The organism is Microbispora bryophytorum (assembly GCF_043197435.1).
GTDB classification, from domain to species: Bacteria; Actinomycetota; Actinomycetes; order Streptosporangiales; family Streptosporangiaceae; genus Microbispora; species Microbispora bryophytorum.
Window position 1 is genome coordinate 261,975 of sequence record NZ_JBICTF010000009.1, and the last position, 25,236, is coordinate 287,210.

At 72.7% G+C, this 25,236-nt stretch carries 24 protein-coding genes; 13 read left to right on the forward strand and 11 right to left on the reverse strand.

The genetic code is table 11. The features are described 5' to 3' along the window. The first annotated feature begins 26 nt into the window (after nucleotides 1–26). Entirely contained in the window at nucleotides 27–1,193 is a 1,167-nt protein-coding gene (rodA, locus tag ACGFIB_RS28595; protein WP_393376224.1) for a rod shape-determining protein RodA, read from the forward strand. 15 nt (nucleotides 1,194–1,208) lie between these two features. Beyond that, entirely contained in the window at nucleotides 1,209–2,252 is a 1,044-nt protein-coding gene (locus ACGFIB_RS28600) for a DUF2293 domain-containing protein (RefSeq protein WP_393376226.1), read from the forward strand. Between the two features lie 103 nt (nucleotides 2,253–2,355). Here ACGFIB_RS28600 and ACGFIB_RS28605 read toward each other — a convergent pair whose 3' ends face one another. Next, nucleotides 2,356–3,258, reverse strand: a complete 903-nt coding sequence (locus ACGFIB_RS28605; RefSeq protein ID WP_142571613.1) for a serine/threonine-protein kinase — start codon at nucleotides 3,256–3,258, stop codon at nucleotides 2,356–2,358. A 107-nt stretch (nucleotides 3,259–3,365) separates the two neighbouring features. Continuing rightward, nucleotides 3,366–5,525 (reverse strand): N-6 DNA methylase, encoded by a 2,160-nt coding sequence (locus tag ACGFIB_RS28610; protein WP_393376228.1) that lies wholly within the window; start codon nucleotides 5,523–5,525, stop codon nucleotides 3,366–3,368. 57 nt (nucleotides 5,526–5,582) lie between these two features. On the opposite strand from ACGFIB_RS28610, the gene ACGFIB_RS28615 reads away from it, so the two are divergent. Beyond that, the gene (locus ACGFIB_RS28615; protein WP_142571615.1) at nucleotides 5,583–6,317 is read left to right on the forward strand and encodes a PP2C family protein-serine/threonine phosphatase; all 735 of its coding nucleotides are present in this window, start codon (nucleotides 5,583–5,585) and stop codon (nucleotides 6,315–6,317) included. 4 nt (nucleotides 6,318–6,321) lie between these two features. Here the strand turns inward: ACGFIB_RS28615 and ACGFIB_RS28620 are convergent, their stop codons facing one another. The 4 genes from ACGFIB_RS28620 to ACGFIB_RS28635 all read right to left on the reverse strand — a co-directional run bounded on the left by ACGFIB_RS28620 (nucleotide 6,322) and on the right by ACGFIB_RS28635 (nucleotide 9,875). Then, complete coding sequence (locus ACGFIB_RS28620; RefSeq protein ID WP_393376229.1) at nucleotides 6,322–6,966, reverse strand: RloB family protein; 645 nt, start codon at nucleotides 6,964–6,966, stop codon at nucleotides 6,322–6,324. Continuing rightward, nucleotides 6,966–8,237, reverse strand: coding sequence for an AAA family ATPase (locus tag ACGFIB_RS28625; protein WP_393376231.1), 1,272 nt, complete (start codon nucleotides 8,235–8,237; stop codon nucleotides 6,966–6,968). Before ACGFIB_RS28625 ends, ACGFIB_RS28620 begins: the two co-directional genes overlap by 1 nt. A 224-nt stretch (nucleotides 8,238–8,461) precedes the next feature. Then, nucleotides 8,462–9,211, reverse strand: a complete 750-nt coding sequence (locus ACGFIB_RS28630; RefSeq protein WP_357030391.1) for an SDR family NAD(P)-dependent oxidoreductase — start codon at nucleotides 9,209–9,211, stop codon at nucleotides 8,462–8,464. A 94-nt stretch (nucleotides 9,212–9,305) separates the two neighbouring features. After that, nucleotides 9,306–9,875: a CGNR zinc finger domain-containing protein gene (locus ACGFIB_RS28635; RefSeq protein WP_142571617.1), complete on the reverse strand. Its 570-nt coding sequence runs from the start codon at nucleotides 9,873–9,875 to the stop codon at nucleotides 9,306–9,308. 72 nt (nucleotides 9,876–9,947) lie between these two features. Here ACGFIB_RS28635 and ACGFIB_RS28640 point away from each other — a divergent pair, with 72 nt between their 5' ends. The 3 genes from ACGFIB_RS28640 to ACGFIB_RS28650 all read left to right on the forward strand — a co-directional run bounded on the left by ACGFIB_RS28640 (nucleotide 9,948) and on the right by ACGFIB_RS28650 (nucleotide 12,705). Continuing rightward, entirely contained in the window at nucleotides 9,948–10,712 is a 765-nt protein-coding gene (locus ACGFIB_RS28640; RefSeq protein ID WP_357160539.1) for a class I SAM-dependent methyltransferase, read from the forward strand. Between the two features lie 80 nt (nucleotides 10,713–10,792). Next, nucleotides 10,793–11,911 carry an acetate/propionate family kinase gene (locus ACGFIB_RS28645; protein WP_393376233.1) on the forward strand — a complete coding sequence of 373 codons (1,119 nt, stop codon included), beginning with the start codon at nucleotides 10,793–10,795 and terminating at the stop codon, nucleotides 11,909–11,911. 11 nt (nucleotides 11,912–11,922) lie between these two features. Next, nucleotides 11,923–12,705 carry a PhzF family phenazine biosynthesis protein gene (locus ACGFIB_RS28650; RefSeq protein ID WP_357261145.1) on the forward strand — a complete coding sequence of 261 codons (783 nt, stop codon included), beginning with the start codon at nucleotides 11,923–11,925 and terminating at the stop codon, nucleotides 12,703–12,705. A gap of 90 nt (nucleotides 12,706–12,795) precedes the next feature. Here ACGFIB_RS28650 and ACGFIB_RS28655 read toward each other — a convergent pair whose 3' ends face one another. Beyond that, nucleotides 12,796–13,905: a carboxymuconolactone decarboxylase family protein gene (locus tag ACGFIB_RS28655; RefSeq protein ID WP_357261142.1), complete on the reverse strand. Its 1,110-nt coding sequence runs from the start codon at nucleotides 13,903–13,905 to the stop codon at nucleotides 12,796–12,798. A gap of 95 nt (nucleotides 13,906–14,000) precedes the next feature. Between ACGFIB_RS28655 and ACGFIB_RS28660 the strand changes: the two genes are divergently transcribed. Further along, nucleotides 14,001–15,272: a sensor histidine kinase gene (locus ACGFIB_RS28660; RefSeq protein WP_393376235.1), complete on the forward strand. Its 1,272-nt coding sequence runs from the start codon at nucleotides 14,001–14,003 to the stop codon at nucleotides 15,270–15,272. Further along, nucleotides 15,269–15,943, forward strand: coding sequence for a response regulator (locus tag ACGFIB_RS28665; protein ID WP_142571622.1), 675 nt, complete (start codon nucleotides 15,269–15,271; stop codon nucleotides 15,941–15,943). The genes ACGFIB_RS28660 and ACGFIB_RS28665 overlap by 4 nt, the downstream gene beginning before the upstream one ends. A 77-nt stretch (nucleotides 15,944–16,020) precedes the next feature. On the opposite strand, the gene metE is transcribed toward ACGFIB_RS28665, so the two are convergent. Beyond that, on the reverse strand, nucleotides 16,021–18,309 hold the full coding sequence (metE, locus tag ACGFIB_RS28670) for a 5-methyltetrahydropteroyltriglutamate--homocysteine S-methyltransferase (RefSeq protein ID WP_393376237.1): 2,289 nt from the start codon (nucleotides 18,307–18,309) through the stop codon (nucleotides 16,021–16,023). A gap of 97 nt (nucleotides 18,310–18,406) precedes the next feature. Next, on the reverse strand, nucleotides 18,407–19,258 hold the full coding sequence (locus tag ACGFIB_RS28675) for a helix-turn-helix transcriptional regulator (protein WP_142571624.1): 852 nt from the start codon (nucleotides 19,256–19,258) through the stop codon (nucleotides 18,407–18,409). 85 nt (nucleotides 19,259–19,343) lie between these two features. Between ACGFIB_RS28675 and ACGFIB_RS28680 the strand changes: the two genes are divergently transcribed. Next, nucleotides 19,344–20,153, forward strand: coding sequence for an SDR family NAD(P)-dependent oxidoreductase (locus ACGFIB_RS28680; RefSeq protein ID WP_357244428.1), 810 nt, complete (start codon nucleotides 19,344–19,346; stop codon nucleotides 20,151–20,153). Between the two features lie 164 nt (nucleotides 20,154–20,317). Here ACGFIB_RS28680 and ACGFIB_RS28685 read toward each other — a convergent pair whose 3' ends face one another. Beyond that, nucleotides 20,318–21,058, reverse strand: coding sequence for a methyltransferase domain-containing protein (locus tag ACGFIB_RS28685; protein WP_393376239.1), 741 nt, complete (start codon nucleotides 21,056–21,058; stop codon nucleotides 20,318–20,320). Nucleotides 21,059–21,086: 28 nt separating this feature from the next. Between ACGFIB_RS28685 and ACGFIB_RS28690 the strand changes: the two genes are divergently transcribed. Then, nucleotides 21,087–21,515: a MerR family transcriptional regulator gene (locus ACGFIB_RS28690; RefSeq protein ID WP_393376241.1), complete on the forward strand. Its 429-nt coding sequence runs from the start codon at nucleotides 21,087–21,089 to the stop codon at nucleotides 21,513–21,515. A gap of 101 nt (nucleotides 21,516–21,616) precedes the next feature. Here the strand turns inward: ACGFIB_RS28690 and ACGFIB_RS28695 are convergent, their stop codons facing one another. Next, complete coding sequence (locus ACGFIB_RS28695; RefSeq protein ID WP_393376243.1) at nucleotides 21,617–22,522, reverse strand: helix-turn-helix domain-containing protein; 906 nt, start codon at nucleotides 22,520–22,522, stop codon at nucleotides 21,617–21,619. A 117-nt stretch (nucleotides 22,523–22,639) separates the two neighbouring features. On the opposite strand from ACGFIB_RS28695, the gene ACGFIB_RS28700 reads away from it, so the two are divergent. The 3 genes from ACGFIB_RS28700 to ACGFIB_RS28710 all read left to right on the forward strand — a co-directional run bounded on the left by ACGFIB_RS28700 (nucleotide 22,640) and on the right by ACGFIB_RS28710 (nucleotide 24,928). Beyond that, nucleotides 22,640–23,461, forward strand: coding sequence for an SAM-dependent methyltransferase (locus tag ACGFIB_RS28700; RefSeq protein WP_393376244.1), 822 nt, complete (start codon nucleotides 22,640–22,642; stop codon nucleotides 23,459–23,461). A gap of 115 nt (nucleotides 23,462–23,576) precedes the next feature. Then, nucleotides 23,577–24,014, forward strand: a complete 438-nt coding sequence (locus ACGFIB_RS28705) for an ester cyclase (protein ID WP_357244415.1) — start codon at nucleotides 23,577–23,579, stop codon at nucleotides 24,012–24,014. 17 nt (nucleotides 24,015–24,031) lie between these two features. After that, complete coding sequence (locus ACGFIB_RS28710; RefSeq protein WP_393376245.1) at nucleotides 24,032–24,928, forward strand: LysR family transcriptional regulator; 897 nt, start codon at nucleotides 24,032–24,034, stop codon at nucleotides 24,926–24,928. The last annotated feature ends 308 nt before the right edge of the window (nucleotides 24,929–25,236 follow it).

Sequence of the window (25,236 nt, forward strand, 5' to 3'; positions counted from 1 at the left end):
GCGGCTCGACTCCTTGGAGGCGCGCGGTGACGGCGCTCGGCCCCCTGTCCGTACGGCTGCCGGCGAGCCGGACGACCAGGCGCAGGGCGTTGGCGCGCCTCGCCTTCTTCCCCGCCTGGGGGCTGGTGCTGCCCACGGCCGCGTTGTCGGCGATCGGGCTGCTGCTCGTGTGGTCGGCCACCCGCGACGAACCGGGCTCGACGCTGCCGCAGCGGCAGGCGCTCAGCGTGGCCATCGGCTTCGTGCTCATGTGGGCCGTCTCACGGATCGGCCTGCGGGTGCTGCGGGCCTACGTCCCGGTGCTCTACCTGCTCGGGCTGGCCGGGCTGGTCGCCGTGCTGACCCCGCTGGGCCGCACGATCAACGGCTCGCACGCCTGGATCGTGCTCGGCGACGGGCTGCAGTTCCAGCCGTCCGAGTTCGCCAAGGCGGCCACGATCCTCGCGGTCGCGACGGCGCTGGGCGAGCCGCGCGACGGCGAGCGCAGGCCGGGCGCCGGGGCCGTGCTGCTCGCCCTGGGCCTCGCCGCGCTGCCGGTCGGGCTGATCGCACTGCAGCCCGACTACGGCACCGCGCTCGTCTTCCTGGTGCTGACCATCGGAATGATCGTGGTGGCCGGCGCGCCCAAAAGGTGGTTCGCGGCGTTCGCCGCCGCCGGGGCCGCCGGGCTGCTCCTGGTGTGGCGGCTCGACCTCATCCGGCCCTACCAGCTCCAGCGCCTGATGGTGCTGGCCGACCCGGACGCCGACCCGATGGGCATGGGCTACAACGCCACCCAGGCCAGGATCGCGATCGGTTCCGGGGGCCTGCTCGGCAAGGGCCTGTTCCACGGCGAGCAGACGGCGGGCCACTTCGTGCCCGAGCAGCACACCGACTTCATCTTCACGGTCGCCGGCGAGGAGCTCGGCTTCCTGGGCGCCGCCTGCGTGATCCTGCTGATGCTCGCCCTGCTGTGGCGCGGCCTGTGGATCGCGGCCAAAAGCCCCTCGCCGTTCGGCAGGGCGGTGGCCGGTGGGGTGGTGTGCTGGCTGGCGTTCCAGACGTTCGTGAACGTGGGGATGACCATGGGCCTGCTGCCGGTCGCGGGGCTGCCACTGCCGTTCGTGTCGTACGGCGGGTCGGCCACGATCTCCAGCCTGGCGGCCGTGGGGCTGCTGGCCGCCGTGAACCGGCGTACGCGCACGCCGGCATAGGGCAGTCTTGGAGGAATGCGCAGCAAGCTCGGCGGACGGGTGGCCCAGGCGGCGGAGATCGCCCTGGCCACCCGCAAGTACGTGACCCCGATCGACGTCCTCACCGGCCTGCGGTGGCTGCACGACCGCCATGTGGAGACCTGGCGGCAGGGCCGCGCCGACAGCCTGGAACGGCTGGCCGCCGTGGACACCGGCCGGATGGCCGAGGCCCTGTCGCATCTACGCGCGTGGGCCCTGTCGCGCGACCTGGTGGAGAGCGAGGCGGTTTACACGGCGGGCACCCGCGACCGGCGGCCGCTGCGCTTCACGGCGGCGGGCGAGGAGGACCTGGAGCGCGCGTTCCGCGTCCACTGGCTGTCTCCGGAGCTGAGCGATGCGCGGCGGCGGCAGATCACCGAACGGCACAGCAAGGCCCCCGACCTCGTGGCGGTCGCGCCACTGGATCCGTGGACCTGCGCCGACTGCGGGGAGACCGGGCCGTATCTGATCATGGAGGACGACCGGCCGCACTGCCTGACCTGCGCCGACATGGACCACCTGTGCTTCCTCCCGGCGGGAAACGCGGCGCTGAGCCGCCGCGCCAAGAAGGAGAGCGGCCTGTCCGCGGTGGTGGTCCGCTTCAACCGGCGGCGCAAGAGATACGAGCGGCTGGGCGTCCTGGTCGAGGAGGAGGCGCTGACGCGGGCCGAGGAGCAGTGCCTGGCCGACGAGGAGGCGCGGCTGCGCCGCCGCGAACGCGACCGCGAGCGCCGCGCCGACGAGGACGCCGAGTTCCAGACGAGGATGGCCGCGCAGATCCGCCGTCTGTTTCCCCGTTGCCCGGCCGAGCGGGCCGAGGCCATCGCCGCGCACGCCGCCGTACGCGGCAGCGGGCGGGTGGGCCGCACCGCCGCCGCCCGCGTGCTGGACGAGAACGCCATCACGCTCGCGGTGATCGCGAGCGTGCGTCACCTGGACACCGACTATGACGAGCTGCTGATGGCCGGGACGCCGCGGATGACGGCCCGCGAGCGGATCCGCCCCCGGGTCGAGGGGGTCCTGACGGCCTGGCGCGCGTGAGCTCGTCGAGCGGACCCTTGGCCGGCCGTGCGGGGGACCTCTCAGGGGCTCCCTTCAGTGGCCCTTCAGGAACCCCTTTCGGCGGGCCCTTTCTGCGGGCTTCTCAGCAGACGCGGCCGACCATCTGGGCGTACATGCGCCCGGGGCTGGGGACCGACGCCGGGTTGAGGAAGCCGGGCAGCGGGGGCAGGTCGACCGCGAACGGCTGCAGCCGTTCGAACAGCGTGTGCGCGTCGGGCGGCCGGTTGTCCGGCTCCTTCTCCAGCAGTTCGGCGATGAGACGGTCCAGCTCGGCGGGGACGCCGGGAACCCGGGGCGGCCGTTCCTTCACCTGCTTGTCGAACACGGCGTACTCCGTGGGCCCGGTGAACAGCTGGTTGCCGGTCAGCATCTCGTGCAGCACGCAGCCGAGGGAGTACAGATCGCTCTTCGGCCCGGCGACACCCCGCTGGATCTGCTCGGGGGACATGTACGCCGGAGTGCCGAGGATCTGCCCGATCCGGGTGAACTGCGCCGCCAATCCTGCGACGTCCGCCTCGCGCAGCATGGCGAGCCCGAAGTCGAGCAGCTTCACGCTGCCGTCCGGGCAGAGCATGAGGTTGGTCGGCTTGAGGTCGCGGTGGCAGATCGACAGCTCGTGTGCGGCGGTCAGCACGGCGCACGCCTGGGCGGCGATCGCCGCGGCCCACGGCACCGGCAGCGGGCCGTGCTCGCTCAGCAGATCGGCGACCGTCACACCGTCGATGAACTGCATGACCTGGAAGAGCCGCTGCTCGTAGGTGCCGAAGTCGTACAGCACGGGCGCGCCCGGATGGTCGAGCTTCGCGAGGATCCGCGCCTCACGGATGAAGCGACGCTGCAACTCCTCGTCCGGGCCGTCGGGCAGCCGCAGGAACTTCACCGCCACCTTGCGGTCGAGCCGCCGATCGTGCCCGCCGTACACGGCGCCCATGCCGCCCTGCCCCAGAGGGAGGTCGTCCAGCTCATACCGGTCGCCGATGACCATGCGCCCTCCAGTCGGCCTATCGGGGAAAAGCTACCGGATCCGCCCGCGACGTCGGGCTCGGCGGCCGGATGGACAGGACTCTCTCAGCCAGGAAGCTCCCGGCCGCGTCATCCACGAGGGCGGAGGCGTCCGTCGATCAGCCCCTCGACGCCGAGCCGCGCGAGCGCCTCCCCCGCGGCGGCCGCCTCGCGCAGGCCGTCCTCCAGCGCGAGCAGCCGCCGGAAGGCCGTGCCGTACGCCCGCTGAACGGCCAGGGGAAGCTGGGGGACGCGGGCCCGGCGGGCCTCCACGCGGCTGCTGCCCAGATGCGGCCGGCCGCCGCCCGCCGCGTAGCGCAGGAAACCGGCCAGGAACTCGGGATCCACCTTGCCGGGATCGACGCGGAAAAGGCTGAGATGGGGGCCCAGGACCGCCCCCTCCCCCGCGACCACCCGGGCGGTGACGGCCGACGCCACGACGTCTCCCGATCGCACGACGACCAGGCCGGGGGCACGCGGGATCCGCCGCGACGGCGCCGTCCCGGCCGCGACGTCGTCGGCCGTCAGCACGGGCACACCACCCTCGGCCACCTCGCCGTCAGGGGCATCGGCGGGCACACCACCTTCGCGCGCACCGCCGTCGGGCACACCACTCTCGGGCACCTCGCCGTCGGAGGCGTCGGCGGGTAGCGCCCGCAGCGTCGAGTGCCTGATGGTGACCAGCCCGGATCTGGCCATCTCGGCCACGGTCGCCCACGACGCGTCCCAGCCCGCCGCGCCGCCGGTGAGCACCTCCAGGTCGGGCACGTCGTCGGCCAGCGCCGCGATCGCGTACCGGAAGCGCTCCCTGTCCGCCGGAAAGCCCTGTGTGTCGACCCGGGGCGACAGGTGCCGCGCCGGGCTCACGTCCACCTCGTCGTCGAGGATGTCGATGATCCTGACCGTGCGGCCGCCAGGTGGCAGCTCGGCCTTCGCGAGGTGGGCCCGCCAGACCGCCTCGGCGGAGGCCGGGTCGTCCCCCGCGTCGGCCACCAGGATCGCGCCGGGCTGCCGCTCCCCGGGCTCGGGACGGCGCAGCAGCCACAGGTCGGGGCCCCCGGGCGCCAGCGTGAAGACCGCACGCAACGCGCCCGTCCGCAGCAGGTTCGCCCGGACGCGGCGTCCCGGGCGGCGGCTCGCGGCGGCGCCCGGCATCAGGACGGCCACCAGCCCGCCGGGCCGCACGTGCGCCAGGCAGTGCTGCACCCAGGCCAGCTCCGGCTCACCCCGCGGGGGCATGCCGTACTGCCAGCGGGGATCGCCGACGAGGTCCTCGTGGCCCCAGGCCCGCTCGTTGAACGGCGGGTCGCACACCACCGCGTCCACGAGCGTGTCCACGAGCCCGTCCCCCGGCGCGTTTCCCAGCGTGTCCGCCGGCCGGTCCGGAGAGAACGCGTCGTGCCGCAGCGCGTCCCCGGGGACGACCCGGGCGTCCCGCCCGCGCAGCAGCAGCCGCAGCGCCGCGAGCAGCGCGACCGTCTCGTTGGCGTCCTGGCCGAGCAGCCGCGCCTCGTCTCCCGCCCCACCGGCCCCGGCGGCGTCCAGCAGGAGCGTGCCCATGCCGCACGCCGGGTCGAGCACCGTACGCGCCCCCGGGCAGGCCAGCCGGGTCATCAGGGCGGCCACGTCGGGCCGGGTCAGTGCCAGCCTGCGGCTGTGCGCCTCGGCGTACCGCTCGCAGAGGAATTCGAACGTGCCGGCCGCGCCGTTCCGCTCGGCCATCCCGGCGACCAGCCGGAGCAGGCCGGGCTCGGCCTGCGTCGTGTCCCCCGCGCGCCGGGGCAGGTCGGCGGTCGCCTCGGCCACCGCGCCCCGGAGCCGTGCGGCGAATCCGGGGGTGGCGGACAGCCGCTTCCAGCCGACGGGATCGCGGAGCGTGTAGAGCAGGAACGCCCCGACCTCACCCAGCACCTCGCCCAGGCGCAGGTCGTCGGCCGAGGCGCGCAGCCGCTGCCAGACGCGGTCGCCCTGGGACACCTCGAACGACTTCCCGTTCCTGCGCAGCCACGCCTCCACTTCGGGAAGCGAGAAAAGCGGGCTGGAGGCGGTACCTCCGACCGGTTGGGGGAAGTCCTCGTACCGGCGGCGCCAGTTGCTGACCGCGGCCCTGCCGACATCGGCGAGCCGGGCGATGTCACCCGCGTTCACGGTCGCTTCGACCGCCGCTTCGACGGCCGCCTCGAGCGGGCTCGCGGCGGCCGGGCGCGCCGTCGCGTCCGTCGTGTCGTCCGCCTGGGCGTCGTGGCTCATGGCACGAGCCTAGCACTGTGCTTGTGAAGTGACTCAACCAATGGTTTACTCAAAACCATGACGCACAACCGTATTCGGTACGCCGCTGGGTCGGATGTCGGGCGCTCGCGTGCCAACAACGAGGATTCGGTGCACGCCGGCGAGCGCCTGCTCGCCATCGCCGACGGGATGGGCGGACACGGACACGGCGAGGTCGCCAGTGCGGCCGTCATCTCCACACTGGCCAGGCTGGAGGACGGTCCGGCTCCGGCCGACCCCGCCGCCGTCCTCGCGGACGCCGTGCGGGAGGCGGGGCAGCACCTGGGTGACCTCGCCGCGCAGGACCCGGCGCTCGAACGGATGGGCACCACCGTCACCGCGATGCTGTGGGACGGGCACGGGAAGTTCGCCCTGGCCCATGTCGGCGACTCGCGGGCGTACATGCTGCGTGACGGCGCGCTCTACCAGATCACGCGCGACCACACCCTGGTGCAGTCGCTGGTGGACGACGGGCGGATGAGCCCCGACCAGGCCGCCCGCCATCCGCGCCGTTCCCTGCTGCTGCGGGCGCTGGAGACCAGCGGCCTGGCCGAGCCCGACCTGTCGCTACGCGAGGCGCTCCCGGGCGACCGCTACCTGCTGTGCTCCGACGGGCTCACCTCCGTCCTCGAACCCGAGGCGCTGCACCACGTGCTCACCACCGTCGCCGATCCGCAGGAGACGGTCCACCGGCTCATCGAGCTGGCCAACGAGGGCGGCGGGCCCGACAACATCTCGTGCGTGGTCGCCGACGTCGAAGCCGCCGACGCCTGAGACCTCACCTTCCCGTCCCGCGAAAGCGCTCTTGTTCGCCTTCGAGATTCCGCAGAAATTTGTACATGCCCGAAGATGGATTATCGTGCGGAAAGATCGTGCCATTTTCGGCGTGACGCGCGTCAAGGCGCTCCGCACAGCGGGCGGCGTTCATCCGCAGAGGCATGTACACGCCTGGATCGATACTCTTGCCCGGTCGGCCGTCCAGCGACCGGGAACGGCGTTCCGCCGAATCCGTGTCCATGAACGCGCCACAGTTGTCGAAATGTAAGATCAGCCAGAGTTCGAAGCAGGGATTGGAGATCGCGAGGTTGATTCCATTCGACCTCGCGAGATCAATCGCCTTCGCCAAGTTGGGGTGGTTCCGCGGCCATTCGACATCGAAGAGGCACCAGCACTCATCGATCTCCGGATCGCTTGCGCATTCCACAGCCTTCCTGACCAGCGTGATCGGCACACCTTGTTCGGGATGAATCTGTATGTTCAGCGTGGTGTTGTCGGCTATGTGCGGCAGCCGCTTCAGGCCGTTTATGTAGTCCGGCTCCGAACTCCGGCCCTCACAGAAGACCATGATCGTGCGAAGCTCGGGACGCTTCTCGGCGGTCCTCTTGAGCGGCCTTCCGCCTCTTCGCCGTCCGTTGGAGGCCATCAGCCGATCAATCCGAGCGCACGCAGCAGAGGGGTCTGATCCACTTGCGGGAGAGCACCGAACCTGCCATGGAGGTAGGCGTTCTCCAGATTCTGCGACTTACGCACGCGTTCTCCGGCGAAGTCGGCCAGCGCACCGAGGCGGGTTGAGCCATCGGTGCGCTTTTCGGTCAGCCAGACCTCATCCCTGTTCAAGTGGTTGAGAAGGCTCGTGTCATGAGAGGTGAAGATCAGCTGGGCGCCACGCGGATTGGTCACAGGGCTCTGGAAGATGCGCAGCAACTCCGCGGACAGGGTTGGATGCAGGCTGGCGTCCAGTTCGTCGAAGAGCACAACCGAGCCCTGCCTCAGCGCGGTCAGGATCGGGCCGATCAGCGCGAACCAGGTTTTGGTGCCTTCCGACTCGACGTTCAAGTCGAATGGCACACTCTCCTCTGCGGTCGTATGCAGCAGCCGAACTCTGCGCTGCGTGCGCACCTCCGAGTCAGGAAAGCTAACTTCCTGATGATCTATGATCACATCTTCGATGCCGAGGTCGGCCAGACGTAGAAGCGCCAGCGCCTGCCGGCGAGATCCGATGACCCCGAGGTCTTCGTCCGTGAAGAGCAAGGCCTGGTCGTTCACCTCTTCGAACCAACGTACAGTTGGGCGTGAGAACGCCCCGCCGTAGAATCCCGGCGACCTGCGCCTGGGCGTGTGACTGAGATTCTGTATTCTCAGCATTTCTCGCGCGAAGTCCGACACCAACGGCTCGTCGAAACGCCGGGCGACTGAGAGCGCCAGCGTCCTCTCCGTAAGAAGTTCACGCGTCCCCGACAGGCTGCCAAGGCCTCTCTGCAGCTTCAGTTCCGATTCTTCACGCTCAAATATGCGCCTCCGCTTCTTCTCCGGATAGTGAAAGAGACCCTCATAGAGAACACGCTCGCGCCGCAACTCCAGGACATATTCATAGCGGACGTCATTGATCGTGACCTCGACACTGAACTCACTCGTGGAGCTGGGACCCTCGCCGAACGCGAACAGCTCGATCGGTATCTCATCCTCCCAGAAACGCAGAGAATGCTGGATCGCGTCACGGAGCCAGGAAAGAGCTGCCACAAAATTGGACTTACCGGAGGCGTTCGGCCCATACACTGCCGCAACCGGCAGAAGACTCTCTCCAAGCAATGGCGCAGGACGCGCCTCTTCCCGATCTCGATCGATCGCGACCATTGAGAGCTCGGCCGTCTCCCAGATGGATCGGTAGTTCGACACTCCAAATCTGATCAACATGAGCTCAGACTATCTTGCACCGATGCTGTCGACACAGGGTCCGGGACGTAAAAACATGACGAGATCGAGGGCGTACGCGCAGGCACACCGCTGACAGACCTTCATACGTGAGGACCCGCACGCGAATCGCGACCCCTGTCTCGTCGGCGACCGGGCGCGGCCCGGTTACGTGACCGGGCCGCGAGATCGCGTTCCTATGCTGAGCGGTGCGCCCCGGGCGGACGTCAGACGGCCCAGCCGCCGTCGACGTTGATCGTCGTGCCGGTGACGTAGCGCCCGCCGTCGCCCGCCAGGTGGGCCACGGTCTCGGCGATGTCACCGGGCTGCGCGTAGCGGCCGAGGACCGTCAGTCCCCGGACGGTGTCGGCCATGGGGCTGTCCGCCGGGTTGGAGGCCGTGTCGGTCGGGCCGGGGTTGACGAGGTTGACCGTGATGCCGCGCGGCCCGAGGTCGCGGGCGAGCCCCTTGGTCATTCCGGTCATGGCCGTCTTGCTCATGGCGTACAGGGCGAAGCCCGGGAAGACGGTCCGCTCGGCGACGTTGCTCCCGATCGTGATGATCCGGCCGCCCTCGGTCATGTGGCCCGCCGCCGCCCGCGCGGCCAGGAACGGCCCGCGCACGTTGGCCGCGAGCGTACGGTCGACCTCGTCCGGCCCCAGATCCTCGATCGGCGCGACGTGGAAGACCGCCGCGTTGTTCACGAGGACGTCGAGCCGGCCGAACTCCGCGGCGGCCTCGTCCACAGCGGCGGCGACCGCCGGGGCGTCGCCGTTGTCGGCCCGGATGACCAGCGCCCGCCGGCCCATCGCCTTCACCTTCTCGGCCACGGCGGCCGCGCTGTCGTCGTCGCGCTCGTAGGTCAGCGCCACGTCCGCGCCGCGCTCGGCCAGCTTGAGGACGACCGCCGCGCCGATTCCCCGGCCACCCCCGGTGACCAGGGCCGCCTTGCCGTTCATGTCGTTGAGCTCGTTCATGGGGTCGAGCATGGCGACATCGGCGCCGGGAGGTCCGGCGGCGATCGGACCTGTCGTTCGGGCCCCGCGAGGCCCTGTGAGGCCCCGTGAGCGGTCAGGCGCCGCGCGCCCGGAATGCGGCCGTCTTGACCCGGTTCTGGCAGGCCGTGGAGCAGAAGCGGCGGGTGCCGTTGCGGGAGGTGTCCACGTACACGCGGTCGCAGTGCGGCGCGGTGCACACGCCGAGCCGGTCGTGCAGCTCGCCGCCGAGCACCACGGCGAGGCCGGTCGCGCAACTGGCCGCGTAGTTTCCGGCCAGGGTGCCGCCCGCGGCGTGGAAGTGCAGGTGCCAGGGCTCCCCGTCGTGCCGGTCGAGGTGCGGGCGCGCGTCGGTCTCCGCCAGCAGGCGGTTCACGGTGAGCGCCGCCGTGTCCACGTCGCCGCGCGTCACGGCCTCGAACACGCCGCGCAGCCGCCCGGCGACCTCGGCGAGCGCGTCCGCCTCCGCCTCGGTGACCGCGGGCGCCCGCCTGTCGCCGGCCGCGAGGACGTCGGCGACCGCGGCGGCCCGCGCCTTTCCCGTGGGCGGCTCGTACGACCGGCCCCGTGCCTCACCTTCGGTCAGCGCGTTGACCAGGCCGACGGCGACCGCCACCACACCATCGGTGTGACTGTTGAAGTTCACTTGACCAGTTACACCTTTGCGCTCTACGTTTGTAACTGCCGAAAGCATACACGCCAGTTACAAGGAGACGGCATGCTCACGTTCGACGTGGCCACCCGGTGGATCGACCGTTGGGACCGCCAGCAGGAGGGCTACCTTCCCGACCGGGAGGAGCGCTTCACCGCGCTGATCGACGCCGTCGAGGCCGGGGTGGGCCGCCCGGACCCCCTCGTGATCGACCTCGGCTGTGGCCCCGGCTCGCTGTCGGCCCGCCTGCTGGACCGCCTTCCCGGGGCCAGGATCGTCGCGGTCGACGCCGATCCCCTGCTGCTGTCGCTCGCCCGGGCCGCGTACGGCGACCGCCACGGCCTGCGCCTCGCCGACCTGGACCTGCGCGAACCGGGATGGAGTCGGGCGCTCGGCCTCGACCGTCCGGCGGACGCGGCGGTGAGCACGACCGCGTTGCACTGGCTGGCCGAGCACGACCTGCGCGCCGTGTACGCCGAGCTCGCGGCCGTGCTGCGGCCGGGCGGGCTGTTCCTCGACGGCGACCACTTCAGCTCCGAGGACACCACTCCTGAGCTGGCGCGCCTGGAGCGGGCCATCCACGAGAGCGAGGAGCGGCGGCGTTTCGCCGGCGGCCGTCCCGAGGACTGGCGCGAGTGGTGGGACGCGATCGCCGCCGACCCCGAGCTCGCCGGTGTCGCGGCTCCCCGGCCGGCCACCGCGGCTCACCACGGCTCGGAGTCGCTCCACCTGTCCACTCACGTCGAGGCCCTGCGCGCGGCGGGCTTCGCCGAGATCGGGACGCTGTGGCAGCGCGGCGACAACCGCCTGCTCTGCGCCGTGCGTCCCTGACCTCCCCGGCCCGCCGGTCTCCCCGACCGCCCTGTCCGGCGGGGGGGTTTGCCCGCCGCGTCGCCGGAAAGACGGACGCCATGACACCGACCGTGCTCACCGTCAACGCCGGCTCCAGCAGCCTCCAGCTGCATCTGGTGCGGGACGGCCGCGTGCTGCGGGCCGAGCACAGCGAACACAGCCCGGACCCCGCCGAGGCGGAGCGTACGCTGACGGACTTCCTGTCCGAGGCCGGCGCCGACGTGACCGCGGCCGGTCACCGGCTCGTCCACGGCGGCGAGGCCGTCCGCGCGCCGACGGTCGCCGACGACGACGTGGTGGAGGCCGTGCGCGAATACGCCGGCCTCGCGCCGTCGCACGTGCCGCCCGCGCTCGCGCTGGTCGAGGCGGCCCGGCGGGTGCTGCCGTCCGTGCCGCACGTGCTGTGTCCCGACACCGCCTTCCACGCCGGGCTGCCCGCCGCCGCCGCGACCTACGCCCTGCCCGCCGGATGGCGGCGCCGCTGGGGCCTGCGCCGCTACGGCTTCCACGGGCTGTCGTACGCGTGGGCGGCCCGCCGGGCGGCCGAGCTGCTCGGACGTCCGGCCGGAGAGGTCAACCTGATCCTCACGCATCTCGGCGGCGGCTGCTCGGTCTGCGCCGTGCGCGACGGCCGCAGCGTGGACACCTCGATGGGGTTCACGCCGCTGGAGGGCGTGCCCATGAGCAGGCGTTCGGGCAGCGTCGATCCCGGCATGCTCCTGTGGCTGCTGTCCGGCTCGCGCCTCACGCTGGAGGAGCTGCGCGACGGGCTGGAGCACGGCTCCGGCCTGCTCGGGCTCTCCGACGGCCTGTCCGGCGACACCCGCGACCTGGTCGCCTCGTCCGAGGAGGCCGCCGCCCTGGCGCTCGACGTGTTCGCCTACCGGGTGAGCCGGGAGATCGCCGCCTCGACCGCCGCCCTCGACCGGCTCGACGCGCTCGTGTTCACCGGCGAGATCGGCTGGGACCAGCCCGAGGTGCGCGAGGCCGTGTGCCGCAGGCTGTCGCTCCTCGGCGTCGAGCCGCCCGCCGTCGACGACGTGGACCGGGACGGCGTCGTCAGCCCGAGTGGCGCCCGCCTGCCGGTCCTCGTCGTACGGCCCCGAGAGGAGCTCCAGGTCGCCCGGGAGACCCTCGCCGCGCTCGGCCGTCCCGCCGGTGAAGGCGGGCGGCCGTAGAATCCGCAGGCATGCGCATCTTCACCGTGGACTCCTTCACCGACCGGCCGTTCCGGGGCAATCCCGCCGCGGTCTGCCTCCTCGACGAGACCGTGCCGGACGAGTGGATGCAGGCGGTGGCCGCCGAGATGCGCCATTCGGAGACGGCCTTCGTGCTGCCGCACGGCGACGGGCCGTGCTCGCTGCGCTGGTTCACCCCCGCCGTCGAGGTCGCGCTGTGCGGGCACGCCACCCTGGCGACCGCACACGTCCTCTACTCCCTGGGGGAGTCGGGCCGGCTGGAGTTCGACACGAAGAGCGGCGTGCTCGCGACCGAGCAGGCGGACGGCGGGCTGATCGCGATGGACTTCCCGGCGAAGCAGGCCACCCCGTGCCCGCCGCCGGACGGCCTCGTCGAGGCTCTCGGCGTCACGCCGGTGTGGACCGGCCGCAGCGAGTTCGACCTGCTGGTCGAGGTCGGATCGGCCGAGGAGGTCCGGGCCGCCGACCCCGACATGGCGCGGCTGGCCGAGGTCGATGCCCGGGGCGTCATCGTGACGTCGTCCGGCGAGGGCACCTCCGCCGACTACGTCTCCCGGTTCTTCGGCCCCCGCGTGGGCGTGCCGGAGGACCCGGTCACCGGTTCGGCCCACTGCGTGCTCGCGCCGCACTGGTCGGGCAGACTCGGCCGGGACGCGCTCGTCGGGGAGCAGGTGTCGAGCCGCGGCGGGACCGTGCGCACGACCCTGCGCGGCGACCGCGTCGAGCTCGCCGGGCACGCCGTGACGATCTGGTCCGGCGAGCTGGAGGTCTGACCTCCTCCCCCTGCTCCCCCTACGGTCGCCCGCTCGTCACCCCCGGCCGTACGCAGGCCCGCACGGGATCCTCGTCCCGGGCGCCCGGTGTCAGGAGACCGGCACGGCGAGGGCGACCTCGATCCGCCGGACGGCGGTGATCGCCCCGAACGCCAGCAGCCGCACGAGGTCGGCGTCGGACCGTCCGCCCCCGGCCTCCCGCCAGGCGGCGACGTCGGCGTCGGTCACCCGATAGGGCGCGAGGGCGGCCAGCAGGGCGAGCCTGGCGGCCGGGCGCTGCGCGGGTGCGACGTCCTCCAGCGGACCGGCCGGCCAGCCGGACAACGACGGGTGTTCGCCGTCCCAGCCGGCGACGGCCTCCACGACCGCGTCCCTGGCCGTGTCGTCCAGCAGATGGCCTCCCTCCCCCGCCGCCGCCCGCAGCGCGGTGAACGCGGTCCCGGCGGGGGTGCCCGCCGCCCAGGCCGGGACCGGGCCCGACGGCAGCCCACGCAGCAGCGGCAGCGCCTCGCCCCGCGGCAGCCTGCGGCGCACCGTCCTGGCGAGGGCCCTGCCGCCGATGCCGCGTACGAGCCGGGACCGCTGCAGGCCGGCGGGCAGGAGGTCGTCGGTCAGCAGCGACGACACCATCCGGTTGATGAAGTGGAAGGCGAGGGCCGTGCCGATGTACTCGGCCGCGTGGCCGGGCGGACACGGCGGCGCCTGCCCCGAGGTGGCCGTGCCGGTGGCCCAGGTGAACAGCCGGGCGTGCTCCGGATCGGACGGCCTCTCCCCGCGCGCGACCGTCTCGGCCAGCTCGTGCTCGCCGGTCGCGTGCAGGAGCACGGTGTGCGCGTCGACGCAGAACGGGCACTTGTTGGCGAGGGAGACCCCGGTGGCGACGACCTCCTTGGCCGCTCTCGGGGCCTGCCCGGCGAGCAGCGACTCACGCAGCATCGCCCAGGTGGAGGCGAGCACCTCGGGAGCCGGGGACAACGTCAGGAACAGTGGCATGCGGGCCATGCCGAAATCACTGGCGATCTGGGCGTAGACCTGGGCGATCAGCCCGGCCGCCGCATCCGTGGGCACCGGGGTCACATAGCGGTACGGCGTCGGCATCTCGGCCTCCTCATCGGTCGTGCTGTCATGGCGACCGATCCTGCCGGGCGCGGCCGCCCCCGTCGTCGTACGGCGGAAGGCGTTGCGAGCCGCTCCCGGCACGGCCACCAGGCGGCGGCCGTACTACGGCGGGAGTAGTGCGGGATCGGTCCGCCGGGAGGAGGCGGGGCGAAAGGGACTCGGTCTACCCTTCTGACATGGACGGTGATCGCGAACGGCAGGCGTCCCCCAGCCCATCGGCGTCCCCGGAGTCACCCCGGTTCTACGCCTCGGATGCCGCGATCGCGGCTGTCGTGGCGGTGCTGCTGGCGAGCGGCACCCTGCTTCCCGGCTCGCCGAACGGCCCCGCGCAGGTGGGGGTGGCCGGCTATCTGCTTCTGGTGGGCGGGTCCGCCGCCCTGGCCGCACGGCGGACGGCGCCCGTGACGGCGCTCGTCGTCGCCGCGGCCTGCATGATGACCTACGCCCTGCGGGTGCAGCCCGAGACCGCGACCGCCTTCCCCCTCCTGATCACCGTGTTCTCCGCGGCCACCGCGGGACGGCGTCTGTGGGCGGCGGCGGTCAGCGCCGCCTACCTCGCCGGTGTCCTGCTGGTGGAGCTGTCGGATCTCGGCACGCGAACCCCGCGCGAGGTGGTGGACCGGATCGGCCTGCTCGTCGGCTGGTTCGTCGCCGCCAACGTGGCGGGGGTCGTCTCCCGGCAGCGGCGGGCGTACCTGCGTCAGGCCGAGCAACGCGCCGTCGAGGCGGAGCGCACCCGTGAAGAGGTCGCGCTGCGCCGCGCGGGCGAGGAGCGGCTGCGCATCGCCAGGGAGCTGCACGACTCGCTCACCCACAGCATCTCGATCATCAAGGTGCAGGCCGGCGTGGCCGTCCACCTGGCGCGCAAGCGGGGCGACGACGTGCCGGCCGCGCTGCTGGCGATCCAGGACGCGAGTGCGGACGCCATGCGGGAGCTGCGCGCGACGCTGGAGGTGCTACGCGAACCCGGCCCCGACGACGCGCCGGGCACGGCCCGGGCCGACAGGATCGGCGAGCTGGTAGAGCGGGCACGGTCGGCGGGCGTGCCCGCCACGCTGGCGATCAGCGGCACGCCCCGCACCCTGCCGCCCGAGGTCGACCTGGCCGCCTACCGGATCGTGCAGGAGTCGCTCACCAACGTGGCGCGGCACGCGGGCCCCGCCTCGACGTCCGTGCAGGTCCGCTACCTGCCCGACGCCCTCGTCGTACGCGTCGAGGACGACGGCGGGGGGCTGCCCGCCGCGACGACGCCACGGCACGGAGCGGACGGGGCCTCCGGAACGGGCACCGTGGTCCGGCCCGAAGCGGTTCGCGTGGGCGTCGGACTCACCGGCATGCGGGAGCGGGTGGCCGCGCTTGGCGGGCGGCTCCAGACCGGTCCGGGGACGGACGGCGGTTTCACCATCCACGCCGAGCTGCCCTTGCCGGTGACGGAGGGGGCGGCGTGATCAGGGTGCTGCTGGTGGACGACCAGGCGCTCATCCGGGCCGGATTCAAGGCGCTGCTCGACGCCGAGGACGGCGTGGAGGTGGTCGGCGAGGCGGGCGACGGCAGCCAGGGCCTGGCGCTGGCCGAGCGGCATGTCCCCGACATCGCGCTCGTGGACATCCAGATGCCGGTGATGGACGGCATCGAGACGACCCGCCGCATCGCCGCCGATCCCCGCCTGGCCGCCACCCGGGTGGTGATCCTCACCAACTACGGACTCGACCGCTACGTGTTCGACGCGCTGCGTGCGGGCGCGAGCGGCTTCCTGCTCAAGGACACCGAGCCGGTGGAGCTTCTCCACGCGATCAGGGTCGCGGCGCGCGGCGACGCCCTGCTGTCCCCGGCGGTTACCCGGACACTCATCAGCGAGTACGTCTCGCGCCCGCCGGACGCCGTGCCGACGACCGCCCTCGCCGAGCTCACCAACCGCGAACGGGAGGTCGTCGCCCTGGTCGCGCACGGCCTCACCAACGAGGAGATCGCAGCGCACATGGTGATCAGCCCGTTCACCGCCAAGACCCACGTGAGCAGGGCGATGACCAAACTCGGCGCGCGGGACCGCGCCCAGCTCGTCGTCTTCGCCTACGAGTCCGGCCTGGTGATCCCCCGCAATTCCGCCAAGCGCGGCTGACCCGTTCTCCCCGGCCTCGCGGACGCGGGGACGCGGGGACGCGGGGTTCGCCTTTCGCCGCGCCGCCCCGACGAGGTTCAGGCGTGGCGCTCGCGCAGGCGGGCCGCCGCCTCGACCACGTGGGCGAGCGCCGCCTCGACCTGCTCGTACGAGCGGGTCTTCAGCCCGCAGTCGGGGTTGACCCACAACCGCTCGGCGGGCACCGTCCGCAGCGCCTCCGTGAGCAGGCGCTCCACCTCGCCGGCGCCCGGCACCCGCGGCGAGTGGATGTCGTACACGCCCGGCCCCAATCCCCTGGGGAACGCGCCGACCGCGCCGAGCAGGCGCCCCCGCGAGCGCGCCGACTCGATGCTCGTGACGTCGGCGTCGAGGGCGTCGATCGCGGCGAGGATCTCGTCGGCGTCCGAGTAGCACAGGTGCGTATGGATCTGCGTGTGCTCGCTCACGCCGGAGGTGGCCCATCGGTAGGCCGCGACGGCCCACTCCAGGTAGGCGGCCTGCTCGGCGCGCCGCAGCGGCATCAGCTCACGCAGCGCGGGCTCGTCGACCTGGATGACGCGGACGCCCGCCTCCTCCAGGTCGCCCACCTCCTCCCGTACGGCGTCGGCGACCTGGAACACCACCTCGCGCAGCGGCAGGTCGTCGCGGACGAACGACCACGCCACGATCGTCACCGGGCCGGTGAGCATGCCCTTGACCGGCTTGCTGGTCAGCGACTGGGCGTACCGCGCCCAGCGGACGGTGATCGGCTCCGGCCGCCGCACGTCGCCGTGCAGGAGCGGCGGGCGGGTGCAGCGCGAGCCGTACGACTGGACCCAGCCGTGCCGGGTGACGGCGAAGCCGTCGAGGTGCTCGGCGAAATACTGCACCATGTCGTTGCGCTCGGGCTCGCCGTGCACGAGGACGTCCAGCCCCAGCCGCTCCTGCAGCGCGATGACCTGCTCGATCTCCGCGCGGACCATGCTCTCGTACGCCGCCTCGCCGATCTCCCCGGCCGCCAGGGCCGCCCGGGCCCGGCGCAGCTCGCCCGTCTGCGGGAAGGAGCCGATCGTGGTGACCGGGAGAAGCGGCAGCTTCAGATGCTCGGCCTGCGCCACGGCCCGTACGGCGTAGGGGGCGCGGCCCTCCGCCGTACGGGCCCGGGAGGCGCGCGGACGTCCGGGTGCGGCGGCGGGTCCGGGCAGGGGATGGCCGGGCAGGTGACGGCCGGGCGCGGGATGGTCGGGGGCGGCCGTGAGCAGAGCGGCCAGTTCGACCACCTCGGCGACCTTCTGCTCGGCGAACGCCAGCCGCTCCCGCAGCTCGGGATCGAGGCCGGTCTCCCGTTCCGCGTCGTAGGGCACGTGGAGGAGCGAGCACGATGTGCTCACCGTGACCCGCCCGGCGCGCTCCCGCGCGGCGTGCAGCGTGGCCAGCGCGCGGTCCAGGTCGGCGCGCCAGACGTCCCGCCCCGACACCACGCCGGCGACGACCGTCTTGCCGGCCAGGGCGTCCACACCCTGGGCCGTGCCCCGGACGAGGTCCAGGCCGACGGCCTCGACCGGCGTTCCGGCCAGCACGGGCAGCGCGTCGCCGAGATCCCCGAAATAGGAGGCGACCAGCAGCGCGGGCCGGTGCTCCAGCCGTCCCAGCCGCCCGTACGCCGCCTCGACCGCGGCCAGTTCGGCGGGGGTGCGGTCGGCGACCAGGGCGGGCTCGTCCAGCTGCACCCAGCCGACGCCCTCTGCGGCCAGCTCGCCCAGCAGGCGCGCGTACACCTCGACCACGTCGTCCAGCCGGTCGAGCGGGGTGAACCCGTCCAGGCCGTGCGGGCCGTCCGGGCTGCCCAGGCTGTCCGGGCTGTCCGGGCTGCCGGGGGCGGCCTGCGACAGCAGCAGGAACGTCACCGGCCCGATCAGCACCGGCCGGGTCTCCAGCCCCAGCGCGCGGGCCTCGCGCACCTCGGCCAGCGGCTTGGCGGCGTCGAGCGAGAAGACCGTGTCCGGGCCGATCTCGGGAACGATGTAGTGGTAGTTGGTGTCGAACCACTTGGTCATGCGCAGCGGGGCGATCCCCTCGGCGCCCCGGGCCATCGCGAAGTAGGTCGCCAGGTCGTCGTCGTGCCGGTAACGCCCGGGCACCGCGCCCAGCAGCACCGCGGTGTCGAGCACCTGGTCGTAGTAGGAGAACGTGTTCGACGGCAGGCCCTCCAGGCCGAGCGCGGCGAGCCGCCGCCAGGTGTCCTCCCGCAACCGCCGCGCGGTCTCCTCCAGGTCCGCCCGGCCGGAACGCCCCTCCCAGTACGACTCCAGCGCCCGCTTCAACTCCCGATCCGGCCCGATCCGCGGATACCCCAGCACGGTCGATGCGGGAAAAGACGACGTCATCACCACTCCTCATGTGTCGAACAGGACGTCCCGCATCCTCCTCGTACGTGGCTTTGCCGCGCCGGATCCATCACCCATGCTTATGGATCACTTCGACCTACCGTGGGGTGTCCATGCGCTGGGTGCCGATGACCGACAGCAGCCGTAGCGCCTCGTCGGACGGCGAACCGGGGACGGCCGTGTAGATCACCATCTGCTGGTCGCGGTCGGCGATGTCGAGGGCATCGCAGTTGACGACGATCGGGCCGACCAGCGGGTGCTGGAAGGTCTTGCACAGCGTGGGCCCGGCCGCCACGTCGTGGGTGGCCCACAGCCGCGCGAACTCCGGGCTCTTCGCGAGGAGTTCGTCCACCAGCCCGGTCACCTCGGGTGCGTCGGGGTAGCGGGCGGCGGCCGCACGCAGGCGCCGGGCCGCGTGCCGGGCGAAGTCGTCGGCGTCGGAGACCCCGTACAACCGCCGTCCCTCGTGGTGCGGGCCGAGGAACACGCGGCGCACCAGGTTGCGGTCGCGCCGGGACACGGCCGAGAAGTCCTCCATGAGGGCGGCCGCCAGCTCGTTCCAGGCGAGCACTTCGAGCGTCGCGGACGTCACGAACGCGGCGGCCTGCGGCAGCCGCGCCAGCAGGTCCAGGATGCTCTGCCGCACCTCACGCGAGGGCCCCGGCGGCGGGGCGGGCGGGGCGCCGGCGAGGTGATGGAGATGGGCGCGCTCGGCGTCCGACAGGCGCAGTGCCCGGGCGAGCCCGGCCAGCACCTCGCGCGACGGGCGCGGGCCGCGGGCCTGCTCCAGCCGCGTGTAGTACTCCGTCGAGATGAACGCCAGTTGCGCCACCTCCTCACGCCGCAGGCCCGGGGTGCGGCGCCTGGGCCCGGCGGGCAGTCCCACGTCGGCGGGGCTGATCCGCTCGCGCCTGCTGCGCAGGAAGTCGGCCAGTTCTCGTCGGTTCACACCTCCAGTGTGCGCGAGGCGCGGAGGCGATCCAGGTACCGCCGATGCCTGGATGGGCCGCGCGCACCGGGCCAGGCTCACTGCCATGGACAACACACTCACCACCGGCACATCCACCCCCGCCACGCCCGGCGCTCCGGGCCTGCTGACCGGCAAGGTCGCCTTCATCAGCGGAGCCGGACGCGGCATCGGGGCGGCGGCGGCGCGGCTGTTCGCCCGGGAGGGCGCCCGAGTGCTGCTCGCGGCCCGGACCGAGGCCGAGTTGAAGGCGGTGACCGAGGAGATCCGGGCGGCGGGCGGCACCGCCGACCACGTGGTGTGCGACCTGGCCGACGCGTCGAGCGTGCGGGCCGCCGTGAGCCGTGCGGTGGACCTGTACGGCCGGCTCGACGTCGCCTTCAACAACGGGGCGACCGGCCAGCAGCCCGGCCCGATGGACCAGATGCCGGAAGCCGAGTTCGACCGCGTCTACGCCGTGAATCTCAAGGGCGTCTGGCTGGCCATGGCCGCCGAGGTGGAGGCGATCCGGGCCACCGCGGGCACGGGCGCCATCGTCAACAACTCGTCCGTGGGCAGCTGGGGAGGCAACCCGGAGCTTCCGGCCTACGGCGCGATGAAGCGGGCGGTCAACAGCCTCACCGAGTCGGCCGCCGTCACCTACGGCCCGGAAGGCATCCGCGTCAACGGGATCGCTCCCGGCAACACGCTCACCGAGATGATCCGCGCCTGGGAGGCGGAGTCCCCGGGGCTCCAGGAGCGGCTCACGGCGCGGACGCCGCTGCGCCGCGGAGCCGACCCCGCCGAGATCGCCGAGGCCGCCGCCTGGCTGCTGAGCGACCGTGCCTCCTTCGTGACCGGCGCCGTCCTGCGGGTCGACGGCGGCGCCCGGGTCTGAGCCGGGGAGGATCTCCTCCCGCGCGAGGTCCGAACCCGCCGCCCCGGCTACAAATGCCTCCGCCGGGGTCCCTCGTCTGGTCCCGCGCGGATACATCAACTGTCCTTATGGACGCTCGCACTGGTAGCGCCGGACGCCGCCCCCGCGGCAGGCGGGAAAGGCGCTCACGGGCGCCGCGCGGCGGCCAGGAACATGGGCACGGCGAGGAACAGCCTGTCCCGCCGCGCGCGGCCGGTCTGCTCCGCGATCCAGTCGTCGGCCTGGCATCGGGTGACCGCCCCCGCCGCGTACGCGCCCTCGGCCACGCCGGTGACGATCGGCAGGAGCGAACCGTCCGTGAAGACACCCGTGCGGACCTCGGCGGTGACGTCGGCGAAGCCCGCGTCGAGCAGGAGGGTGCGGTGACGGCGGGCCGCGTGCGGGCTGGGCACGGCGTCCGCCCTCGCCCGCACCATGACCCGGGTGAGAGCGGGGTCGTCCGAGTCGATCACGAACGTGTCCCAGTCCTGCCCCATGAGGACGATCCGCCCGCCCGGGGCGAGCACCCGCCACGCCTCGGCCGCCGCCCGCGCCGGATCGGCCAGGGCGTGGTAGACCTTGTCGGCCCGATAACCGGCCAGCTCGCCGTCCCCGAACGGCAGGTCGCAGGCGTCCGACCGGCGGAACTCCAGGCCCGGGTGCCGCGACCGGGCGACCTCGATCACCTGCCCGTCCACGTCCAGGCCGATCGGTCGCGCGCCCAGGGCAGCCATCTCCGCGACGGCCAGTCCGGCGCCGCAGCCCACGTCCACCACACGGCTCCCGGCGGCCAGGCCGAGAAGTTCGTACGAGCGGGCGCGCAGCGCCGCCTGGCCCGGATGCCTGTCGACACGGTCGAGAAGGGCGATGAGGGATTGGTTCGACATGGGGGACAGCGTCCGACTTAATGTCGGCATGAAGTCAAGCGCGACCATCGGCATCGGCGAGGCGGCCGCCCGGTTCGGCCTCGCGACGCACGTCCTGCGGCATTGGGAGTCGGTGGGGCTGCTGACGCCCTCCCGGGTCGCGGGCGACCGGCGCCGTTACGGCCCCGACGACCTCTTCCGGGTGGCCGTGATACTGCGGGCGAAGGAGGCCGGGCTCGGGCTCGACGAGATCCGCGAGATGATCGCCACCCGCGCGGCGGTCGAGCGGCGGGAGATCCTCCGCCGGCGGCGGGCCGAGCTCCGGCGGCGCATCGAACAGGCCCGCGCGGCGCTGGAGATGCTCGAGTGCGCGCTGGACTGCGACCACGACGACGTCACCGGCTGCGCGCACTTCCAGCAGGCCGTACGCGAACGGATCGGCCTGCCGGCGCCCGCGCCGATCGCCGGCGGCCGATGACGGGAACGGTCACCCGGCGGCAGCGCGGTCCTGCGGGCCCGGAGCCGTACGGAGGGTGATGACGATCTCGGCGATCGCGACCGATCCGTGCGACCCGGACGTCAGGGGTGGGCGCGAAGGGCGGCGAGGAGCCAGGCGAAGTCGTCCGCGTGGGACGGCTTCGGCTCCCTGCCGTTGATCACCGCCATGAGATGCCGGTAGCGCTCGGCCTCGGCGAACAGACCGGCCTCCAGGCGTTCCCTGACCGCCGCCCGGCCGTCGGCGTTCATGTCGCCGAGCAGGCGGCCGACGACCTCGGCGGCCTCGGGCGAGTCGGGGCGCACCCCGCTCTCCCGGGCCTGACCCACCTGCCAGACGACCTTCTTCGCGAACCACATGAAGGCACCCGGCGCCTGCCCCGCGCGGCCGCGCGTGTTGTGCTCCACCATGTCGCGCATGCGCCGCCGGAAGTCCGGGTCGCGCACGAGCTCGGCGAGCTCCACCCAGGCGTCCACCTGCTCGGGCGTGGGGTCGTCGGGCAGGCCGGCCTCGGTGTGCCGCTGCCGGTTCCTGAGCTCCGGATCGGCGTCCGGGCCGCCGAAGACCTCGTCCACGAAGCTCTCGATGACGCGCCGCCGTTGCTCGGCGGACAGCCGTGCCAGATCGTTCAACCGTTTCGTCTCCTCCGTGCCGGACCGCCGCCTCGCGACGGTGCTGAGCACCGCGCGCCGGATCCGCAGAGTGCGGATCTGCGCGTCCAGTGCGTCCACATGGACGGCGGCGACGTCGGCCAGGGTGACCTTCCGCTCCAGCACCCGCCGTACGTCGTCCAGGCCGAGACCGAGATCCCGCAGCGTCCTGATCAGCTCCAGCCTGGCCACGGCGCCGGCGTCGTAGAGCCGGTAGCCTCCCTCGCTCCGCTCCGCGGGAGGCAGCGCGCCGACGTCCGACCAGTACCGGATCGTGCGCACGGGCATCCCGGTGCGGCGGGAGAGCCATCCGATGGTGAACAGCCCCTCGTCGTCCATGGCACCGAGTCTGGTCTCTCCACCGGCTGGAGACTCAAGGGCGGATTCTCCCGGCTATGCCGCGGGTCCGGAAGTCTCTAATGTGGGGCACCGATCATGTGACGGCAGGAGGATCCGGTGAGCGAAGGCCCGGCGGACGGCCCCGGCGAGGAGAACCGTCCCAAGCTCGACACGAGCGTGCCGCACTCGGCACGCATCTGGAACTACTTCCTGGGGGGCAAGGACCACTTCACCGTCGACCGCGAGCTCGGCGAGCAGATCCGGCAGGCATACCCCGGCATCGTCGACATCGCACGGCAGTCGCGGGGCTTCCTCGGCCGGGCGGTGCGGCACCTGGCGGGCGAGGTGGGCATCCGGCAGTTCCTCGACATCGGCACCGGCCTGCCGACCGCCGACAACACCCACCAGGTGGCGCAGCGGGTGGCGCCGGAGTCCCGGGTCGTGTACGTCGACAACGACCCCCTCGTCCTGGTGCACGCGAACGCCCTGCTGATCAGCAGCCCGCCCGGCGTAACCGACTACGTCGAGGCCGACGTGCGCGAACCGGACGAGATCTTGAGCGCCGCGTCGAAGACGCTCGACTTCCGCGAGCCGGTGGCGCTCATGCTGCTCGGGATCATGGGCCAGGTGCTCGACGACGAGGACGCGTACGCGATCGTGCGCCGGCTCATGGCCGCTCTGCCCTCCGGCAGCCACCTGGTGTTCGAGGACGGCACGAAGGTCGTCCTCCCCGAGGCGGCCGACGAGGCGGAGCGCATCCGCGCCGAGGGCGGCGACCCCTACCGGTTGCGGACGCCCGGGCAGATCGCGCGCTTCTTCGACGGGCTCACGCTGCTGGAGCCGGGGGTGGTGTCGGTGTCGCGGTGGCGGCCCGACCCCAGCCAGTTCGGGGAGGCCTCCGAGGTCGACGCGCTGTGCGGGGTCGCCCGCAAGCACTGACCCCGGCACGCCCCGCCACTGCGCCCCGCCACTGCGCCCCGCTACTGCGCGCCGTGCGCCAGCGTCTACCGCCCGTTGCCGCGGGTAGGAGTCCCAGCACGGGGACAGGAGGCGCATGACCGAGATCGGCGCGCTGCTCGACGCGCTCACGGACGCGATCAACTCCCAGGACGAGGAGCGGGTGCTTCGCTGCTTCTCCACGGGAGCGGTCTTCGTCACGCCCGCCGGGGTGCTGGAGGGCCACGAGCAGATCGGCTGGTACTTCCGGCAGCTCTTCACGGCGTTTCCCGACATCCACAACGAGCTCATCACGCGGGCCGTCCTCGACGACACCATCATCACGGAGTGGACGTTCAGAGCCACCCACACCGGGGTGCTGCTGCTGCCGGGCGGCACGGAGATCATGGGCACCGGCCGCCATGTGATCTTCCCGGCGGCGGGCGGCTACACGATCGGCGACGACGGCGTGTTCGCCAGCGCGCGGGTCTACTACGACCAGTTGACGTTCTACCGTCAGACAGGCTGTGACCTGCGTCTGCGCAGGACCGCCTGATCTCCTCATACTGGAGCGTGGACTCCGGCCCGCCGCTGCGCGACATCGGCTGCTTCGCCCTCGTCGCCCGGCACCTCAGCTTCTCCCGCGCCGCCGCCGAGCTGGGCGTCTCCCAGCCCGCCGCGAGCCAGGCCGTCGGCCGTCTCGAGCGCGCGCTCGGGGTCCGCCTGTTCGAGCGGACCAGCCGGGAGGTCCGTCTGTCTCCGGCCGGCAAGGCGCTGCTGCCGTACGCCGAGGCGTTGCTGGGGTCGGCGGCCGCCTTCTCGGCCGAGGCGAGGCGGCTCGCCGCGCCGGAGGGCGCCGATGTCCGCCTGGCCTATCCCCCGCCGGTCGGCGGCCTCGCGGCGCGGATCGCCCGCCGGATGGCGCGCCATGACCCCCCGGCCGAAGTGGAGCTGTACCCGGCCGGCCGGACCGCCGCCGTCGCGGCCCTCGCCGCCGGCGAGGTGACGGCGGCCATCCTCGCGGCCCCGTTCCCGCGGGAGCTGACCACCGCCGCCCGTTTCCACGTGCCCGTCGGGCATCTGGCCGTGCCGGCCGGGGACCCGCTCGCCGGCCTGCCCCGCCTCCAGCCAGAACGGCTCGCGCGGCACCGCGTCCTGATGCCGCGCGAACGCCCGCCCGGCGGCATGTGGGCACGGCTCGCCGCCCGCGTCGGGCCGCACCTGCAGCACGTGGCGGCCGACGAGATCGACGACTTCGCCGCCGCGCTCGACCTGGTCGCGGCCGGCGTCGGCCTGCTGCCCACGCCCTCCCTGGTCGTCGCGTCCGTCCGCAGGGACGACATCGCCTTCGTCCCCCTGGACGCGGGCGACCTTCGCCTGACGTACGCGCTCGCGTGGCAGGGCGAACGGCTGTCGGCCGGGTTGATGGCACTCGTGCGGACGGCGCAGGAGTGCCTCTGGACGAGGTAGCCCCCCGGTTCCCGGCGGTGATGCGAGAAAGTTTCATGCTGCCCGCCGGCGCGGGGCCGTCCGCGCCCGCGGAGAATCGGCAGGTGGCCAGGGTGGCGTCATGGATTTGCCGACAAGGTGTCGCCATTTCCTGACGGAGGATTACTTGAACTCTTGACTATGGATGCTTATGTGAGCATTCTTGGGGCTACACCGCCCTGCGCGTATTCGCCGTCGAATAAGCGAGGAGCGGCAGCCGTGGCCCATACCGGAACCGCCGAAGCCGCCAGCGACGATGCTGCCTATTTCGGGATTTGACCAGCGGTTCT

Coding starts and splice junctions, on each gene's coding strand:
- ACGFIB_RS28660 (WP_393376235.1), top strand. CDS start 14,001: ATGGACGGTGATCGCGAACGGCAGGCGTCCCCCAGCCCATCGGCGTCC.
- ACGFIB_RS28610 (WP_393376228.1), bottom strand. CDS start 5,525: ATGAGCCACGACGCCCAGGCGGACGACACGACGGACGCGACGGCGCGC.
- ACGFIB_RS28695 (WP_393376243.1), bottom strand. CDS start 22,522: ATGGACGACGAGGGGCTGTTCACCATCGGATGGCTCTCCCGCCGCACC.
- ACGFIB_RS28685 (WP_393376239.1), bottom strand. CDS start 21,058: ATGTCGAACCAATCCCTCATCGCCCTTCTCGACCGTGTCGACAGGCAT.
- ACGFIB_RS28600 (WP_393376226.1), top strand. CDS start 1,209: ATGCGCAGCAAGCTCGGCGGACGGGTGGCCCAGGCGGCGGAGATCGCC.
- ACGFIB_RS28640 (WP_357160539.1), top strand. CDS start 9,948: ATGCTCACGTTCGACGTGGCCACCCGGTGGATCGACCGTTGGGACCGC.
- ACGFIB_RS28625 (WP_393376231.1), bottom strand. CDS start 8,237: ATGTTGATCAGATTTGGAGTGTCGAACTACCGATCCATCTGGGAGACG.
- metE (WP_393376237.1), bottom strand. CDS start 18,309: ATGACGTCGTCTTTTCCCGCATCGACCGTGCTGGGGTATCCGCGGATC.
- ACGFIB_RS28650 (WP_357261145.1), top strand. CDS start 11,923: ATGCGCATCTTCACCGTGGACTCCTTCACCGACCGGCCGTTCCGGGGC.
- ACGFIB_RS28645 (WP_393376233.1), top strand. CDS start 10,793: ATGACACCGACCGTGCTCACCGTCAACGCCGGCTCCAGCAGCCTCCAG.
- ACGFIB_RS28690 (WP_393376241.1), top strand. CDS start 21,087: ATGAAGTCAAGCGCGACCATCGGCATCGGCGAGGCGGCCGCCCGGTTC.
- ACGFIB_RS28605 (WP_142571613.1), bottom strand. CDS start 3,258: ATGGTCATCGGCGACCGGTATGAGCTGGACGACCTCCCTCTGGGGCAG.
- ACGFIB_RS28680 (WP_357244428.1), top strand. CDS start 19,344: ATGGACAACACACTCACCACCGGCACATCCACCCCCGCCACGCCCGGC.
- ACGFIB_RS28705 (WP_357244415.1), top strand. CDS start 23,577: ATGACCGAGATCGGCGCGCTGCTCGACGCGCTCACGGACGCGATCAAC.
- ACGFIB_RS28620 (WP_393376229.1), bottom strand. CDS start 6,966: ATGGCCTCCAACGGACGGCGAAGAGGCGGAAGGCCGCTCAAGAGGACC.
- ACGFIB_RS28615 (WP_142571615.1), top strand. CDS start 5,583: ATGACGCACAACCGTATTCGGTACGCCGCTGGGTCGGATGTCGGGCGC.
- ACGFIB_RS28630 (WP_357030391.1), bottom strand. CDS start 9,211: ATGAACGAGCTCAACGACATGAACGGCAAGGCGGCCCTGGTCACCGGG.